Annotated in this window: 15 protein-coding genes and 1 pseudogene; 14 read left to right on the top strand and 2 right to left on the bottom strand. The window is 70.3% G+C overall.

Going from position 1 to position 17250, the window contains the following annotated elements; all coding sequences use genetic code 11:
• The first annotated feature begins 96 nt into the window (after positions 1-96).
• Positions 97-804 (top strand): demethylmenaquinone methyltransferase, encoded by a 708-nt coding sequence (locus ACIQU6_RS16510; RefSeq protein ID WP_403482319.1) that lies wholly within the window; start codon positions 97-99, stop codon positions 802-804.
• 533 nt (positions 805-1337) lie between these two features.
• On the opposite strand, the gene ACIQU6_RS16505 is transcribed toward ACIQU6_RS16510, so the two are convergent.
• Positions 1338-2240, bottom strand: a complete 903-nt coding sequence (locus tag ACIQU6_RS16505; RefSeq protein ID WP_403482318.1) for a D-alanyl-D-alanine carboxypeptidase family protein — start codon at positions 2238-2240, stop codon at positions 1338-1340.
• A gap of 218 nt (positions 2241-2458) precedes the next feature.
• Here ACIQU6_RS16505 and ACIQU6_RS16500 point away from each other — a divergent pair.
• Positions 2459-3835: pseudogene (locus tag ACIQU6_RS16500) on the top strand (geranylgeranyl reductase family protein); the annotation flags it as partial.
• 223 nt (positions 3836-4058) lie between these two features.
• Entirely contained in the window at positions 4059-4514 is a 456-nt protein-coding gene (locus tag ACIQU6_RS16495) for a carboxymuconolactone decarboxylase family protein (RefSeq protein ID WP_403482317.1), read from the top strand.
• 223 nt (positions 4515-4737) lie between these two features.
• On the opposite strand, the gene ACIQU6_RS16490 is transcribed toward ACIQU6_RS16495, so the two are convergent.
• Positions 4738-5565: a C40 family peptidase gene (locus ACIQU6_RS16490; RefSeq protein ID WP_403482316.1), complete on the bottom strand. Its 828-nt coding sequence runs from the start codon at positions 5563-5565 to the stop codon at positions 4738-4740.
• Between the two features lie 762 nt (positions 5566-6327).
• Here ACIQU6_RS16490 and ACIQU6_RS16485 point away from each other — a divergent pair.
• From ACIQU6_RS16485 to nuoK, 11 genes are read left to right on the top strand one after another with little or no spacing between them, the layout of a single operon-like run.
• Positions 6328-6687, top strand: coding sequence for an NADH-quinone oxidoreductase subunit A (locus tag ACIQU6_RS16485; protein WP_067349851.1), 360 nt, complete (start codon positions 6328-6330; stop codon positions 6685-6687).
• Positions 6688-6696: 9 nt separating this feature from the next.
• The gene (locus ACIQU6_RS16480; protein WP_403482315.1) at positions 6697-7287 is read left to right on the top strand and encodes a NuoB/complex I 20 kDa subunit family protein; all 591 of its coding nucleotides are present in this window, start codon (positions 6697-6699) and stop codon (positions 7285-7287) included.
• On the top strand, positions 7284-8039 hold the full coding sequence (locus tag ACIQU6_RS16475) for an NADH-quinone oxidoreductase subunit C (protein WP_403482314.1): 756 nt from the start codon (positions 7284-7286) through the stop codon (positions 8037-8039). The genes ACIQU6_RS16480 and ACIQU6_RS16475 overlap by 4 nt, the downstream gene beginning before the upstream one ends.
• Positions 8039-9373: an NADH-quinone oxidoreductase subunit D gene (locus ACIQU6_RS16470; RefSeq protein ID WP_403482313.1), complete on the top strand. Its 1335-nt coding sequence runs from the start codon at positions 8039-8041 to the stop codon at positions 9371-9373. The genes ACIQU6_RS16475 and ACIQU6_RS16470 overlap by 1 nt, the downstream gene beginning before the upstream one ends.
• Before the next feature lie 35 nt (positions 9374-9408).
• Positions 9409-10203, top strand: coding sequence for an NADH-quinone oxidoreductase subunit NuoE (gene nuoE / locus ACIQU6_RS16465; protein ID WP_403482378.1), 795 nt, complete (start codon positions 9409-9411; stop codon positions 10201-10203).
• On the top strand, positions 10203-11585 hold the full coding sequence (gene nuoF / locus ACIQU6_RS16460) for an NADH-quinone oxidoreductase subunit NuoF (RefSeq protein ID WP_403482312.1): 1383 nt from the start codon (positions 10203-10205) through the stop codon (positions 11583-11585). The genes nuoE and nuoF overlap by 1 nt, the downstream gene beginning before the upstream one ends.
• On the top strand, positions 11582-14110 hold the full coding sequence (locus ACIQU6_RS16455) for an NADH-quinone oxidoreductase subunit G (protein ID WP_403482311.1): 2529 nt from the start codon (positions 11582-11584) through the stop codon (positions 14108-14110). The genes nuoF and ACIQU6_RS16455 overlap by 4 nt, the downstream gene beginning before the upstream one ends.
• Complete coding sequence (gene nuoH / locus ACIQU6_RS16450) at positions 14107-15492, top strand: NADH-quinone oxidoreductase subunit NuoH (protein ID WP_403482310.1); 1386 nt, start codon at positions 14107-14109, stop codon at positions 15490-15492. The genes ACIQU6_RS16455 and nuoH overlap by 4 nt, the downstream gene beginning before the upstream one ends.
• On the top strand, positions 15485-16090 hold the full coding sequence (gene nuoI, locus ACIQU6_RS16445; RefSeq protein WP_403482309.1) for an NADH-quinone oxidoreductase subunit NuoI: 606 nt from the start codon (positions 15485-15487) through the stop codon (positions 16088-16090). Before nuoH ends, nuoI begins: the two co-directional genes overlap by 8 nt.
• Positions 16087-16950, top strand: coding sequence for an NADH-quinone oxidoreductase subunit J (locus tag ACIQU6_RS16440; RefSeq protein ID WP_403482308.1), 864 nt, complete (start codon positions 16087-16089; stop codon positions 16948-16950). The genes nuoI and ACIQU6_RS16440 overlap by 4 nt, the downstream gene beginning before the upstream one ends.
• A complete protein-coding gene (nuoK, locus tag ACIQU6_RS16435) occupies positions 16947-17246 on the top strand; it encodes an NADH-quinone oxidoreductase subunit NuoK (RefSeq protein WP_403482307.1) in 300 nt (99 codons plus the stop codon). Before ACIQU6_RS16440 ends, nuoK begins: the two co-directional genes overlap by 4 nt.
• Positions 17247-17250 lie beyond the last annotated feature (4 nt).

Below are 17250 nucleotides of genomic sequence, written 5' to 3'. Positions count from 1 at the left end.
GCGTGGTGCAGCGCGGGCCCGGGGTGCGGGCCGGGTGGCGGGTCGGTCGGGGCGCCCGGTGCCGGGGGCCGTCTCGGCACGGTGGACAATGGCCGGGTGACCCGAGCATCCCTGGACAAGCAGCCGCACGAAGTCGCCGCGATGTTCGACGACGTGGCGGCACGGTACGACCTCACCAACGACGTGCTCTCGCTGGGCCAGGCGCGGCTCTGGCGCAAGGAGGTGGACCGCGCGGTGGCCGCGCGGCCCGCGGAGCGGGTGCTCGACCTCGCGGCCGGGACCGGTACTTCCTCGTTGCCGTTCGCGCAGAACGGGGCGTACGTCGTGCCGTGCGACTTCTCGGTCGGGATGTTGGGGGAGGGGAAGAAGCGGCGCCCGTGGCTGCCGTTCACGGCGGGGGACGGGACTCGGCTGCCGTTCGCGGACGGGGTGTTCGACGCCGTCACCATCTCCTTCGGGTTGCGGAACATCCAGGACACCGATGCGGCGCTCGCCGAGCTGTACCGCGTCACCAAGCCCGGTGGACGGGTGGTGATCTGTGAGTTCAGCGAGCCGACCTGGGCGCCGTTCCGGACCGTCTACACCGAGTACCTGATGCGGGCGCTGCCGCCGGTCGCCCGTGCGGTCAGCAGCAACCCGGAGGCGTACGTCTACCTCGCGGAGTCCATCCGCACGTGGCCCAACCAGCCCGAGTTGGCCGCCCGGCTCCAGGGCGTGGGCTGGACCGAGGTCGCCTGGCGCAATCTGACCGGCGGGATCGTGGCGCTGCACCGGGGCGTCAAGCCGCAGTCCGCGGAGGGCTGAGCCGCACCTACCGAGGCCGAGGCCTAGGCCGAGGCTGGGCGCCGAGATGGGGCCGGGCAGCCGGGAAACCGGGCGCGGGTGGGCCGGAGCCGGCCGAGGGCCGAGCCGGGTCCGCCGAGGGTGGAGCCGGCGGCCTGCTGTGTGCGGCGGACCCGGCCGGCCGTGAGGTGCGAGCCCGGCCGGCCGGGGGTCGGGTCAAGCCGGTACGAGTCAACCCAGTAGGCGCACCCGCGCCGAGGAGAGCCGAGCCGGCGCAAGTCGAGCCGGCAGGTGAGCCCGCGCCGGCAGGAGTCGAGCCGGCCGGCGGGGCGAGCCAACGTGCCGGCCCGTGTTGGCCGTTCGCCGAGGCGCCGAAGGGGCGAGGGGTCGGAGGGGGCGAGGGGACCGAAATGCGAGCGTGCTCGCTGTTGTCCGGCGGGCTCGGTGGGATTGGGGTGGCGCGCAGAGGGCCCGTCCGCAGTTGCGCAACTGCGGACGGGCCCTCTGGCTTTACGGCGGGGCGGCCGGCGGGTGGTGGCCGGCCTGTTCGGTGGTTACTTCTTGAAGGCGTAGTCCATGAGCTTCTTGGCGTCGGCGGTGCGGTTGTTCAGGTTCGGGGAGGCGAGCACCGTGCCGATGACGGTCTTGCCACCGCGGGTGGCGGCGAAGACCAGGCAGTACTTGGCCTCCGGGCCCGAACCGGTCTTCACGCCGATGGTGCCCTTGTAGCTGCTGAGCAGGTTGTTGGTGTTGGTCCACGACATGTAGCGGTAGCCGCCGTTGCTCGTGGCGACCTTCTGCTTGGTGGACGTGGTGCCCACGACCGTGCGGAAGGTGGAGAACTTCATCGCGTTGCCGGCCAGCTTGGTCAGGTCGCGCGGGGTCGAGTAGTTCTTGCCACGCCCTATTCCGTCGAACGAGTCGAAGTGGGTGTTCTTCATCCCGAGGTTCTTGGCGGTGGTGTTCATCTGGCCGATGAACGACTTCACCCGGGCGTCGCGGGTCGAGCCGGTGCCGAACTTGTCGGCCAGCGCGTAGGCGGCGTCGCAGCCGGACGGGAGCATCAGCCCGTAGAGGAGCTGGCGGACCGTCACCTTGTCGCCGACGATCAAGTGGGCTGACGAGGCCCAGTTGTTGTTGACGATGTAGTCGCTGTACGCCTTCTGGATCGTGACCTTGGAATCCAGGTTGAGGTTCTTCTGGGCCAGCACCACCCGGGCCGTCATGATCTTGGTGGTGGAGCCGGTGGACCGGCGGGTGTCCGCGGCCTTGGCGAACAGCGTCGAGCCGGTGCCGTTGTTCATCACGAAGCCGCCCGCGGCGGTGATCGTGGGGGTCGGGAGGGCGGCGGCCTGCGCCTGGGAGCCGAACGCCCCGGCGGTCAGGACGGCTCCGGTGGTGACGGCCACGGCGGAAGCGCGCCGGATGCCCTTGATGCCTTTGATGCCGATTTTCAAAGTAGATGCTCCAAATACCCCTGCGTTGCGGCCACATGGGCGTGCCGCTGACTCTTGAGACACTCATAGGGCGGCGATGGATGCGCCGCGGACGGACAGTTTTTCGTCAATTCCGTAGGCGGCGGGTTACGGGGGGTGAGCGGGCTGCGGGGTGGGGCGTCGCGGCCGCGGACGTCCGTGGACAACCCTTCAGTTTCCGATCAGCACGGCCCTCATAGACTGCGACGGGGCTCCGAAGCGCCAGAGCCAGAGCCAGCTACCGACTTCCGGGAGACAACGCCGTGACCGAGTCCGCGTCCGTGACCGAGTCCGTGACCACACCCCGATCGGAGCACAGCGCGGACGTGATCGTCGTCGGTGCCGGGCCCGCCGGTTCGGCCACCGCCTACCACCTCGCCAAGTCCGGTCTGGACGTGCTGCTCCTGGAGAAGACCGCGTTCCCGCGCGAGAAGGTCTGCGGGGACGGGCTCACCCCGCGCGCCACCAAGCAGTTGATCGCGATGGGCATCGACGTCTCCGAGGAGGCCGGCTGGCTGCGCAACAAGGGGTTGCGCATCATCGGCGGCGGCTCCCGGCTCCAGCTCGACTGGCCGGAACTCGCCTCCTTCCCGGACTACGGACTGGTCCGCAAGCGCGACGACTTCGACGAGCAACTGGCCCGGCAGGCCCAGAAGGCCGGCGCCCGGCTCCACGAGCGCTGCAACGTGGGTGCCCCGATCGTCAACGAGCTGACCGGGAACATCACCGGCGTGCACGCCAAGTTGGGCGAGGAGAAGGAGCCGGTGACCTTCCACGCCCCGATCGTGGTCGCCGCCGACGGCAACTCCACCCGGCTGTCGCTCGGGATGGGCCTGCACCGGCGCGAGGACCGGCCGATGGGCGTCGCGGTGCGGACGTACTTCACCTCGCCGCGGCACGACGACGACTACCTGGAGTCCTGGCTGGAGCTGTGGGACCGCCGCGGCGCGCAGGACCGGCTGCTGCCGGGTTACGGCTGGATCTTCGGCATGGGCGACGGCACGAGCAACGTCGGTCTCGGGATCCTCAACTCCAGCTCCGCCTTCCGGGAGTTGGACTGGCGGGAGATCCTCAAGGCGTGGTGCGCGTCCATGCCGGAGGACTGGGGGTACACGCCGGAGAACATGACCGGGCCGATCCGCGGCGCGGCCCTCCCGATGGCCTTCAACCGCCAGCCGCACTACACGCGGGGTCTGCTGCTGGTCGGCGACGCGGGCGGGCTGGTGAACCCGTTCAACGGCGAGGGCATCGCGTACGCCATGGAGTCCGGCGCGATCGCGGCCGAGGTGATCGTCCAGGCGCAGGCGCGGGCCACCTACGCCCAGCGCGAGCTGGCGCTGCAGCGCTACCCGAAGGTCCTCAAGGACACCTACGGCGGCTACTACTCGCTGGGCCGGGCGTTCGTGAAGCTCATCGGCAACCCGAAGGTGATGCAGATCGCCACCCAGCGCGGGCTGACGCATCCGCTGCTGATGCGGTTCACGCTCAAGATGCTGGCCAACCTCACGGATCCGACGGGCGGCGACGCGATGGACCGGATCATCAACGGGCTGAGCAAGGTCGCGCCGAAGGCGTGACGAGGCGGGGCGCCCGCCCCTCCTCGCACGTGTCCGCCTCCGCATGCGCCGTCGCGCCCCGCTGACCGGGCGCGATGACCTCAACGGGCCGGTCCCCTCCCCGGGGGCCGGCCCGTCGTCACATCGTCCGCGCGCGATCCGTCGGTGCAGTGACGGGGAAGCCGGCAGGGCTTCGCCGGTCGGTTTGCCGTGAGAAGAGTGGATTTCCGTGAGGAGCGCAGCGATGGACGCACGTATGCAGAACCCCGTGACGGTCATTCCGGAGGCCCTGTCTCCGCTGTTGGCCGTGGCGGAGGCGGCCCGCAGCGGCGGGGTGCCGCAGGAGACGATGGAACTGGTGCACCTGCGGGTCAGCCAGATCAACGGGTGCAGTTACTGCGTGGACGGCGGGATCAAGAGTGCCCGTAAGGCGGGGGTGGCCGACGACAAGGTGTGCACGGTCGCGGCGTGGCGGGAGGCGTCCTACTTCAGTGACGAGGAGCGGGCCGCGCTGGCGCTCGCCGAGGCCGCGACCCGGCTCGCGGACCGTCCCGACCCGGTGCCGGACGCGGTCTGGGACGCGGCCGCCGACCACTTCGACGCGCGTCAACTGGCGGCGCTGGTCCTGATGGTCGGGTTGACGAACCTGTTCAACCGGCTCAACGCCACGACCCGGCAGCCGGCCGGCGCGGGCTGGTAGGCCGCCGTCGTAGCCGTGGCCCGGGCGGCCCGCACGGGGGCCCGGAGCGTCGGATCCCCCGCCATGTCCGGGTCAGGTCAACTCTCCTGACCCTTTGGGGGAGATGATCCCTTGAGTGCGTGACCCGTTGGATATCCGACCCTTCGGGGGCATAACGGAACCGCCCCTCCCGAGCGGGGAAGGGGCGGTTCCGCGGTGCGCGCTGTAGGGCGCCGCGGTGGTGTCAGAGGACGCGCACCGCGCCGGTGGGCATGTCGTAGCTGAGCGGGCGCTCGACGATGCCGGTGCTCGGGTTCTGGGCGCCGATGAAGTTGCCGTTCCCGACGTAGACGGCGACGTGGTAGGCGCTGCCGGCGCTGCCCCAGTAGAGGATGTCGCCGACCTGGAGGTTGCCGAGGCCGACCTGGGTGCCGGCGGTCGACTGGCTCTGCGAGACGCGCGGCAGGTCGATGCCGATCTGCGAGAACGCGGCCTGGGTCAGCCCGGAGCAGTCGTACGAGGACGGACCGCTGGAGCCGAGCACATACGCCTTGCCGAGCTGGGACTTGAGGAAGGACACCAGCGAGGCGGCGCTGCCGGTCGCCTGCGACGAGGAGGATGAGGAGGAGCCGGAGTCGGAGACGGCGGAGAGCGCGCTGCGCGTCTCGGAGCGGGAGGCGCGGGCCTGCGCGGCTTCCTTCTCCTGGCGGGCCTCTTCGGCGGCCTTCTTCGCCTCGGCCTCGGCCTTGGCCTTCTTCTCCGCGGCGGCCTTCGCCTTGCCCGCGGTCTCGTCGGCCTTGGCTTCCGTGGCGTCCTGGAGCGCCTGCCGCTCGTAGTTGAACGCGGCCTGCTGGGCGGCGTCGGCGCTCTTGGCGGCGCTGGTGGCCAGCGCCGCGGTGATGGTGGGCATCTCCTGGGTTTCGGAGACGGGCTTCTCGGCGGCGTTGGCCGGCACGGTCGCGCCGGTCACCGCGAGGGTGAGGAAGCCACCGGTCACGCCCGCACGCAGGGCCCGCGAGGACGCGGAGCGGCGGGGCTTCCGGTGGCTGGGTATGAGTGCGTTCGGGGACATGGCACCACGGCTATCAGGAGCCGCTGGTTGCTGCCAACAAAGGTGGGGTGCACCACACTTGATGTGTACCTGGCGAATAAAACGGACTTTTCGTCAGCCGGTGCGGAGCTGACGCGATGTCCGAATTTCGTGATCATGTTCCTACGCACGGCATTTGGCGGCGAGCGCGGCCTCCCGGGGCGCCTACCACTTCTTGATCCGCCACGCCAAGGCTTCCCGGCCGTCAAGGTCTTATGGCTTCAAATCGCGTGGGATAGGTCACTCGTGAGTGTCCGTTATGTTCCCGTGACCGACCGTCGGTTCGCGCGCCGCCCCCAACCACCCCCGCCGCCCTGCAGATCCGGCCACCGCTCGTGAACGCGAGCACGCGCCGACGATCACGACAGGGTCACGGCCGCATCACGTCTACGACCGCCGCGCATATAGCAGTTGACGTCCGCCCAGCACCAATTTGCCTGTGCGGCAGGCGTCTTGATAATGAAATCACCGCGCTGACCAGCGGTAACCCCGGCGAATGTCACCTCTGGTGATCACTTGCACGCTTGGCGTGCGGGGCATGTCGGTCATCCGATGTCATGATCCTTCGTCAGGTGGTGAAGATCACAAAGGCGTTGGCTTACCCCGTGTCGCAGATCACAGACCGACGGGCATAAGATGCGGGCATCGGGCTTGTGAACTGCCTCACATATCCGCGATCACCTGGGGTAGTCGAGCCCGAGCGGACCGCCATCCAGTCATCGTCGACTGAAGGGAGCGAGGACGGTGAACGCTTACGCGCCCATCCTCGTACTGGGAGCCCTCGGGGCAGGCTTTGCGATCTTCTCCGTGGTCATGGCCACGCTCATCGGCCCCAGGCGCTACAACCGGGCCAAGCTCGAAGCGTACGAATGCGGAATCGAGCCGACGCCACATCCGTCCGGTGGCGGCCGTTTCCCGATCAAGTACTACCTGACGGCGATGCTCTTCATCGTCTTCGACATCGAGATCGTCTTCCTCTATCCCTGGGCGGTCAGCTTCGACGCCCTGGGACTGTTCGGGCTCGTCGAGATGCTCCTCTTCGCGCTCACCGTCTTCGTCGCCTACGCCTACGTCTGGCGTCGTGGCGGCCTGGAATGGGACTAGGGGTCACCAATGGGACTGGAAGAGAAGCTGCCCAGCGGCTTTTTGCTGACCACTGTCGAGCAGGCCGCGGGCTGGGTGCGCAAGTCCTCGGTCTTCCCGGCGACCTTCGGACTGGCCTGCTGTGCCATCGAGATGATGACCACCGGCGCCGGGCGCTACGACCTGGCCCGCTTCGGCATGGAGGTCTTCCGCGGCTCCCCGCGGCAGGCCGACCTGATGATCGTGGCCGGCCGGGTCAGCCAGAAGATGGCGCCCGTCCTGCGGCAGGTCTATGACCAGATGCCGAGCCCGAAGTGGGTGATCTCCATGGGGGTTTGCGCCTCCTCGGGCGGCATGTTCAACAACTACGCGATCGTGCAGGGCGTCGACCACATCGTCCCCGTCGATATTTATCTGCCGGGCTGCCCGCCCCGTCCCGAGATGCTCATGGACGCCATCCTCAAGCTCCACAAGAAGATCCAGGCCGGGAAGCTCGGGGTCAACGCGGTGCAGGCCGCGCGCGACGAGGAGGCGGCGGCGCTCAAGGCGCTCCCGCTGATCGAGATGGGGCGCTCCGCCGAGACCTCCTGCCGGTCGGAGAAGAAGGGGCTGCTGCGGTGAGCGAGCCGACGAACCCCCCGAACCCGGACGCCCCCGAGGAGGCCGTCCCGGCGCAGCGCGACGACACCGGCGAGGTGATCGCCACCCGCCGCGGGATGTTCGGCGCCAACAACGGTGGGGACACCTCCGGTTACGGCGGACTGATCCGCACCGTCCGGCTGCCCGGGGCCAGCGCCCGGCCGTACGGCGGGCCGGGCGCCACCGACGGCTACGGCGACTTCGACGAGATCGCCGACGAGTTGGAGGGCGCCCTCGACGAACAGGGCCTGGTGCCCGAGAACGTCATCGACAAGACCGTCGTCGACCGCGGCGAACTCACCTTCCACATCCAGCGGGAGTTCCTGCCGGCGGTGGCCCGGACCCTGCGCGACGACCCCGCGCTCCGCTTCGAGTTGTGCACCGGCGTCAGCGGCGTCCACTACCCCGACGACGCCGGCCGCGAGCTGCACGCCGTCTACCACCTGCGCTCGCTCACCCACAACCGGCTGCTCCGGCTGGAGGTCGCGGTCCCCGACACCGACCGGCACCTGCCGTCGATCGTGGACGTCTACCCGACCAACGACTGGCACGAGCGCGAGACCTACGACTTCTTCGGCCTGATCTTCGACGGGCATCCGGCGCTCACGCGGATCATGATGCCGGACGACTGGCAGGGCTTCCCGCAGCGCAAGGACTACCCCCTCGGCGGCATCCCCGTCGAGTACAAGGGCGCGCAGATCCCGGCTCCCGACCAGCGGAGGTCGTACACCTGATGAGCACTCCCAGCCAGACGTCCCGCGCAACCCCCCGCGAGACCACCGAGGGCCCCGTCTACACCGTCACCGGTGGCGACTGGGACGAGATCGCCGCGGCCGCCGCCAAGTCCGACGACGAGCGGATCATCGTCAACATGGGGCCGCAGCACCCCTCCACCCACGGCGTGCTCCGGCTGATCCTGGAGATCGACGGTGAGACCGTCACCGAGGCGCGCTGCGGCATCGGTTACCTCCACACCGGCATCGAGAAGAACCTCGAATTCCGGACCTGGACGCAGGGCACCACCTTCGTGACGCGGATGGACTACCTGACGCCCTTCTTCAACGAGACGGCGTACTGCCTGGCGGTGGAGAAGCTGCTCGGCATCACCGACGACGTCCCGGACCGGGCCACCGTGATCCGGGTGCTGCTGATGGAGCTCAACCGGCTCTCCTCGCACCTGGTGTGCATCGCCACCGGCGGCATGGAGCTGGGCGCCACCACCATCATGATCTACGGCTTCCGGGACCGGGAGTTGATCCTCGACATCTACGAGTTGATCACCGGCCTGCGGATGAACCACGCCTACGTCCGCCCCGGCGGCCTCGCCCAGGACCTGCCGCCCGGCGCCGTCGAGCAGATCCGCGCCTTCGTCAAGAAGATGCGCAAGAACATCGTCGAGTACGACAAGCTGGCCACCGGCAACCCGGTCTTCAAGGCCCGCATGGAGGGCATCGGCTATCTCGACCTGGCCGGTTGCATGGCCACCGGCGCCACCGGCCCGGTCCTGCGCTCGGCCGGCCTGCCGCACGATCTGCGCAAGGCGCAGCCGTACTGCGGATACGAGGAGTACGACTTCGAGGTGCCGACGGCCGACACCTGCGACGCCTACGGCCGGTTCCTGATCCGGCTGGAGGAGATGCGGCAGTCGCTGCGGATCGTCGAACAGTGCCTGGACCGGCTGGAGCCGGGGCCGGTGATGGTCGCCGACAAGAAGATCGCCTGGCCCGCCCAGCTCGCCCTCGGCCCGGACGGTCTCGGCAACTCCCTCGACCACATCAAGAAGATCATGGGCACCTCGATGGAGGCCCTGATCCACCACTTCAAGCTGGTGACGGAGGGCTTCAGGGTCCCGCCGGGACAGGCGTACGCCGCCGTCGAGTCGCCCAAGGGCGAGCTGGGCGTGCACGCGGTCAGCGACGGCGGCACCCGCCCCTACCGGGTGCACTTCCGCGACCCCTCCTTCACCAACCTGCAGGCCATGGCAGCGATGTGTGAGGGCGGCCAGGTCGCCGACGTCATCGTCGCCGTCGCGTCCATCGACCCCGTGATGGGAGGCGTCGACCGGTGAACGCCACTCCGGCACCCAAGGACGTCCAACTGGGGATGCCCCAGCTTCCGGCCCCCGACTACCCGGCCGACGTCAAGGCCCGGCTGGCCGCCGACGCGCGGGAGGTGATCGCCCGCTATCCCGACTCCCGCTCGGCGCTGCTGCCGCTGCTCCACCTCGTCCAGGCCGAGGAGGACCACGTCACCCGCACCGGCATCCGCTTCTGCGCCGAGCAACTCGGGCTCACCACCGCCGAGGTCACCGCCGTGGCGACCTTCTACTCCATGTACCGCCGGGAGTCCGGCGGCGACTACCAGGTCGGCGTCTGCACCAACACCCTGTGCGCGGTGATGGGCGGCGACGCCATCTTCGAGGACCTCAAGCAGTACCTCGGCGTCGACAACGGCGGGACCACCGAGGACGGCAAGGTCACCCTCGAACACATCGAGTGCAACGCGGCCTGCGACTTCGCGCCCGTCGTGATGGTCAACTGGGAGTTCTTCGACAACCAGACGCCCGGCTCGGCCCGGAAGCTGGTCGACGACCTGCGGGCCGGGCGGAGTGTCGAGCCCACCCGCGGCGCCCCGCTGTGCACCTTCAAGGAGACCGCGCGGATCCTCGCCGGCTTCCCCGACGAGCGGCCCGGCGCCGTCGCGGCGACCGGCGGCGCCGGCCCCGCCTCGCTGGTCGGGCTCCGCCTGGCCAGGGGCGAGACGCCGGGCCACGCCGATCACGTCGTCGCCCCGCGGACCACCGCGGACCGCCCGTCCGACGAGGCCGGGGCCCCGGACGCGGGGGCACCGCCCCGCGGTGACGGGGCCGCCGGTCCGCACCACGAGGAGGGGAAGTGATGACCGTGGCAGCCGAGTTCGGCGGGGCCTCCCGGCCGCACCCCCAGGGAGCCACCAGCCCGGAGAAGGTCCTCGCCCCCGTCCTGTCCGCCTTCTGGGACGAGCCCGAGTCCTGGACGCTTCGGACCTATCTGCGTCACGAGGGCTACGAGGGCGCCCGGAAGGCGCTGGCCATGGACCCGGACGACGTCATCGCCTACGTCAAGGACTCCGGGCTCCGCGGCCGCGGCGGCGCGGGCTTCCCGACCGGGATGAAGTGGCAGTTCATCCCGCAGGGCGACGGCAAGCCGCACTATCTCGTCGTCAACGCCGACGAGTCGGAGCCCGGGACGTGCAAGGACATCCCGCTGCTCTTCGCCAATCCGCACGCCCTCATCGAGGGCATCGTGATCGCGGCGCACGCCATCCGCTCGAACCATGCCTTCATCTATCTCCGCGGTGAGGTGGTGCCCGTCCTGCGCCGGCTGCACGAGGCCGTGCGCGAGGCGTACGCGGCGGGCTTCCTCGGCAGGGGCGTCCTCGGCTCGGGCCTCGATCTGGACGTCACGGTGCACGCCGGTGCCGGCGCGTACATCTGCGGTGAGGAAACCGCCCTGTTGGACTCCCTGGAGGGCCGTCGCGGCCAACCCCGTCTGCGTCCCCCCTTCCCCGCGGTGGCCGGCCTCTACGCCTGCCCCACTGTGGTGAACAACGTCGAATCCATCGCTTCGGTTCCCGCGATCCTCAACAAGGGCAAGGACTGGTTCAGGACGATGGGCAGCGAGAAGTCCCCGGGCTTCACGCTCTACTCGCTCAGCGGCCACGTCGCCAACCCGGGCCAGTACGAGGGCCCGTTGGGCATCACCCTGCGCCAACTGCTGGACCTCAGCGGGGGGATGCGCCCCGGCCACCGGCTGAAGTTCTGGACGCCGGGCGGCTCCTCGACCCCGATGTTCACCGACGAGCACCTCGACGTCCCGCTCGACTACGAGGGCGTCGCCGCGGCCGGCTCGATGCTCGGCACCAAGGCGCTGCAGTGCTTCGACGAGACCACCTGCGTGGTCCGGGCGGTCACCCGCTGGACCGAGTTCTACGCCCACGAGTCCTGCGGCAAGTGCACGCCGTGCCGTGAAGGGACGTACTGGCTGGTGCAGTTGCTCCGGGACCTGGAGGCCGGCCGGGGCCGGCCGGAGGACCTCGACAAGCTCGCCGACATCGCCGACAACATCAACGGCAAGTCCTTCTGCGCCCTCGGCGACGGCGCCGCCTCGCCGATCTTCTCCTCGCTCCAGTACTTCCGCGCGGAGTACGAGGAGCACATCACCGGCAAGGGCTGCCCCTTCGACCCCGCCAAGTCGACCCTCTGGGCCGGCAACAACGCTCACCTGGGGGTGAACGCATGACCGTCACGACCAATGCCCCCGACGGGGGCGGGGCGGCGGCGGTGCCACCGGAGGACCTCGTCACCCTGACGATCGACGGCATCGGGATCTCCGTCCCCAAGGGGACGCTGGTCATCCGGGCCGCCGAACTCCTCGGCATCGAGATCCCGCGCTTCTGCGACCATCCGCTGCTGGACCCGGCGGGCGCCTGCCGGCAGTGCATCGTGGAGGTCGAGGGCCAGCGCAAGCCGATGGCCTCGTGCACCATCACCTGCACCGACGGGATGGTGGTGAAGACCCAACTGACCTCCCCGGTGGCCGAGAAGGCGCAGCGCGGCGTGATGGAGCTGCTGCTGATCAACCACCCGCTGGACTGCCCGGTCTGCGACAAGGGCGGCGAGTGCCCGCTGCAGAACCAGGCGATGCAGGTCGGCGACCCCGACACCCGCTTCGAGGGCAGGAAACGCACCTTCGCCAAGCCGGTGCCGATCTCCACGCAGGTGCTGTTGGACCGCGAGCGGTGCGTGCTGTGCGCGCGGTGCACCCGGTTCAGCAACCAGATCGCCGGTGACCCGATGATCGAGCTGATCGAGCGGGGCGCCCTCCAACAGGTCGGCACCGGCGAGGGCGACCCCTTCGAGTCGTACTTCTCCGGGAACACCATCCAGATCTGCCCGGTGGGCGCGCTCACCTCGGCCGCCTACCGCTTCCGCTCCCGCCCCTTCGACCTGGTCTCCTCGCCGTCGGTGTGCGAACACTGCGCGGGCGGCTGCGCGACCCGTACCGACCACCGGCGCGGCAAGGTCCTGCGGCGGCTGGCGGCGAACGACCCCGAGGTCAACGAGGAGTGGATCTGCGACAAGGGCCGGTTCGCCTTCCGGTACGCGCAGGCGCGGGACCGGCTGACCCACCCGTTGGTGCGCAACGCCGACTCCGGTGAACTGGAGCCGGCGAGCTGGCCGGCGGCGCTGGACGCCGCGGCGCGCGGGCTGGCCGCGGCCCGGGGCCGGGCCGGCGTGCTGACCGGCGGCCGGCTGACCGTCGAAGACGCCTACGCCTACGCCAAGTTCGCCCGGGTCGCGCTGGGCACCAACGACGTCGACTTCCGGGCCCGGCCGCACAGCGTCGAGGAGGCCGACTTCCTCGCGGCCCGGGTCGCCGGCCGCGGCCGGGACCTGGGGACGGGGGAGGGCGTCAGCTACGCCTCGCTGGAGCAGGCGCCGGCCGTCCTGTTGGCCGGTGTCGAGGCGGAGGAGGAGGCGCCCGGCGTCTTCCTGCGGCTGCGCAAGGCGCACCGCAGGCGCGGCCAGCGCACCTGGGGGCTGGCCAGCCACGCCACCCGGGGGCTGATCAAGGCCGGCGGGCGGCTGCTGCCGGCCGCGCCCGGCACCGAGACGGAGTGGCTGGACGCCCTCGCGGGCGGTGTCGGCCTGGACGGCGAGGGGCGGGCCGCGGCCGAGGCGCTGCGCGCGGACGGCGCGGTGATCGTCGTCGGCGAGCGGCTGGCGACGGTGCCCGGGGCGCTGACCGCCGCGCTGCGCACCGCCACCGCCACCGGCGCGCACCTGGTGTGGATGCCGCGGCGGGCGGGGGAGCGGGGCGCCGTCGAGGTCGGGGCGCTGCCGGGGCTGCTGCCCGGCGGTCGGCCGGCGACGGACCCGGTGGCCCGGGACGAGGTCGCCGCGGCCTGGGGCGTGGCCGCGCTGCCGCACCGGCACGGTCGGGACACCGGCCAGATGATCGAGGCCGCGGCCACCGGTGAGCTGGCCGCCCTGCTGGTGGCGGGCGTGGAGGTGGCCGATCTGCCCGACCCGGCGCGGGCGTTGACGGCCCTGGACGAGGTCGGGTTCCTGGTCAGCCTGGAGCTGCGGCCCTCCGCGGTGACGCAGCGGGCGGACGTGGTCCTGCCGGTGGCGGCGGTGGTCGAGAAGGGCGGCACCTTCCTCAACTGGGAGGGCCGGGCCCGCCCGTTCGAGCCGGCGCTCAAGCCGGACCAGATGACCCGGCGGCAACTCCCGTCCGACGCCCGGGTGGTGCAGATGCTGGCCGACGCCATGACCGCGGTCGACGACGGCGCCGCGGCCCTGGACCTGCCGGATCTGACCGCCGTGCGCCGGGAGTTGGACCGGCTCGGCACCTGGGGCGGCCCGTACGCGGGCGAACCCCGGGAGACGGGGCGGCCGCTGCCCCGTCCGGCGAGCGGCGAGGCGGTCCTGGCCGGGCACCGGCTGCTGTTGGACCGCGGGCTGCTCCAGGAGGGCGACGAGGCGCTGGCCGGCACCCGGCACGCCGCGCTCGCCCGGCTGTCGCCGGCGACCGCCGAGGAGAACGGCGTGCGGGACGGCGATCTGGTGGCGGTCACCGGGCCGGCGGGCGCGGTCCACCTGCCGCTCCGGGTCACGCAGATGCCCGACCGGGTGGTGTGGCTGCCGCTGAATTCCGTGGGGGGTGGCGTCGCCGCCGACACCGGGGCGCACCCCGGTGAGCTGGTGAGGCTCTCCGCTGTCCCCGGTACGCCGGTGCCGGCCAAGGAGGAGGACGCATGATGCAGCATCCCGGTTTTCCGGTGGTCGCGTTGGCCGCCCAGGAGGACCTGTCGATGTTCGGGCGCGACCCGTGGTGGCTGGTCGTCATCAAGGCGGTGTTCTGCTTCGCGTTCCTGATGCTGACGGTGCTGTTCTCGATCGTCTGGGAACGCAAGGTCGTCGCCTGGATGCAGTTGCGGATCGGCCCCAACCGGCACGGCCCCTGGGGGATGCTCCAGTCCCTGGCCGACGGCATCAAGCTGATGCTGAAGGAGGACCTGGTCGTCCGGCGCGCCGACAAGGCGGTCTACGTCCTCGCGCCGATCGTGGCGGCGATCCCGGCCTTCATGGCGATCGCGGTGATCCCGTTCGGCCCGGCGGACAACGAGATCTCGATCCTCGGTCACCGCACCCCGATGCAGCTCACCGACCTCCCGATCGGCATCCTCTACATCCTGGCCACGGCGTCGGTCGGCATCTACGGCATCGTGCTGGCCGGTTGGTCGTCCGGGTCGACCTATCCGCTGCTGGGCGGGTTGCGGTCGTGCGCGCAGATGATCTCCTACGAGATCGCGATGGGCGCGGCGTTCGCGTCGGTGTTCCTGTACTCCGGGTCGATGTCGACGTCGACCATCGTCGAGTCGCAGGCGAACCGGTGGTACGTGCTGCTGCTGCCGGTGTCGTTCCTCATCTACATCGCGACGATGGTGGGGGAGACCAACCGGGCGCCGTTCGACATGCCGGAGTCCGAGGGCGACCTCGTCGGCGGCTTCAACACCGAGTACTCGTCCATCAAGTTCGCGATGTTCATGCTCGCCGAGTACGTCAACATGGTCACCGTCTCGGCGGTCGCGACCACCCTCTTCCTGGGCGGCTGGCGGGCGCCCTGGCCGATCTCGACGTTCTGGGAGGGCGCGAACCACGGCTGGTGGCCGATGCTCTGGTTCGTCATCAAGGTGCAGCTCCTGCTGTTCTTCTTCATCTGGCTGCGTGGCACGCTCCCCCGGGTCCGCTACGACCAGTTGATGCGGCTGGGGTGGAAGGTCCTCATCCCGGTGTCGGTGGTGTGGCTGCTGCTGGTCGCCACCGTCCGGGCGCTGAAGAACGAGGGCTTCGACTTCTCCCGGATCGTGCTCTACGTGGGCGGCGGCGCGGTGGCGCTGCTGCTGGTCTCGCTGCTCGTGGACTTCTTCCGGCGGATCGAGCCGGAGCGGGAGGGCGACGGGGACGCCGCCTTCGACCCGACGGCCGGCGGTTTCCCCGTACCCCCGCTGCCCGGGCAGCACCTGCCACCGGTGCCGCGCCGACGGCCGCGCCGGGACGGGGAGTTGATTGTCAGTGGTCGGGTGGACACTGTGAGTGACGGAAATGAGAGCGACGGAAAGGGGGGCGACGGTGCCTGAGTTCCAGAACCCGGTGGCCGGCTTCGGCGTGACCTTCAAGGCCATGTTCAAGAAGCGGCTGACCGAGCAGTACCCCGAGGAGAAGAAGCCGACGGCGCCGCGTTTCCACGGCCGGCACCAGCTCAACCGCCATCCGGACGGGCTGGAGAAGTGCGTCGGCTGCGAGCTGTGCGCCTGGGCCTGCCCGGCGGACGCGATCTACGTGGAGGGCGCCGACAACACCGACGAGGAGCGCTACTCCCCGGGCGAGCGGTACGGCGCCGTCTACCAGATCAACTACCTCCGCTGCATCCTGTGCGGCCTGTGCGTGGAGGCCTGTCCGACCCGCGCGCTCACCATGACGGGCGAGTACGAACTCGCCGACCGCTCCCGGGAGTCGCTCATCTACACCAAGGAAGAGCTGCTGGTGGGCCTGTCGGAGGGGATGGTCGACTCCCCGCACGCGATCTACCCGGGCATGACCGAACGGGACTACTACAGCGGGCTGGTGACCGAGGCCGCGCCCGGCACGGTCCGTCAGGTCGCCCTCTCCCGCGGCGAGCGGCCAAAGGACGCGGCCGAAACGCAGGACGCCCAGGGCAAGGAGGCGCGCGCATGACGGGGCTCGCCGCCACCACGACCTCCTCGGGGGAGGCCGTGCAGTTCTGGCTCCTGGGTATCGTCGCGGTGGCCGGAGCGTTGTGCACGATCCTGATGAAGCGGGCGGTGCACAGCGCCCTTTCGCTCGCCGGGACCATGATCGTCCTGGCGATCTTCTATCTGGCCAACGGCGCGTACTTCCTCGGCATCGTGCAGATCGTGGTCTACACCGGCGCGATCATGATGCTCTTCCTCTTCGTGGTGATGCTGGTCGGCGTCACCGCCGCGGACTCCCTGAAGGAGACTCTCAAGGGCCAGCGGTGGCTCGCCGCCGGCCTGGGCCTGGGCTTCGGCATCCTGCTGATCGCCGGGATCGGCAACGCCTCGCTCAAGGAGTTCAACGGCCTGGGCGAGGCCAACGCCGGCGGCAACGTGCAGGGCCTGGCCGCCCTCATCTTCACCAAGTACGTCTTCGCCTTCGAGATCACCGGCGCGCTGCTGATCACCGCGGTGGTCGGCGCGATGGTGCTCACCCACCGGGAGCGCACCGAGCGCGCCCGGACCCAACGGGAGCTCTCCGAGGCCCGCATCCGCGAGGGCAAGCAGGTCACGCCGCTTCCGGCCCCAGGGGTCTACGCCCGGCACAACGCCGTGGACATCCCCGGCCTGTTGCCGGACGGCACCACCTCGGAGCTGACGGTCAGTCCGACGTTGCGGGAGCGCGGCCAGGTCCGGGACGTCTCCGGTCAGTCGCTGGCCGAACTGAAGGCGCTGGAGCAGCGGTCCGAGGAGTGGCTGGGGCGGGAGTCCGGTCCGGTCGAGAAGTCGCAGCGGAAGCGGCCCGGCCCCGCGGCGCCCAAGGAGGGGGCCCAGAAATGAACCCGGTCAACTACCTCTACCTCGCCGCCCTGTTGTTCACCATCGGCGCGGCCGGCGTGCTGATCAGGCGGAACGCCATCGTGGTGTTCATGTGCATCGAGCTGATGCTGAACGCCTGCAACCTCGCCTTTGTCACCTTCTCGCGGATGCACGGCAATCTCGACGGCCAGATCATCGCCTTCTTCACGATGGTCGTCGCCGCGGCGGAGGTCGTGGTCGGCCTGGCCATCATCGTGTCGATCTTCCGCACCCGTCATTCGGCCTCGGTCGACGACGCCAGCCTGATGAAGCTGTAAGGGG

This window comes from Streptomyces sp. NPDC090442 (assembly GCF_044769405.1).
Classification (GTDB): domain Bacteria; phylum Actinomycetota; class Actinomycetes; order Streptomycetales; family Streptomycetaceae; genus Streptomyces.
The sequence above is the reverse complement of the archived record's forward strand: the minus strand, read 5'-3'. Positions and strand labels throughout refer to the sequence as shown.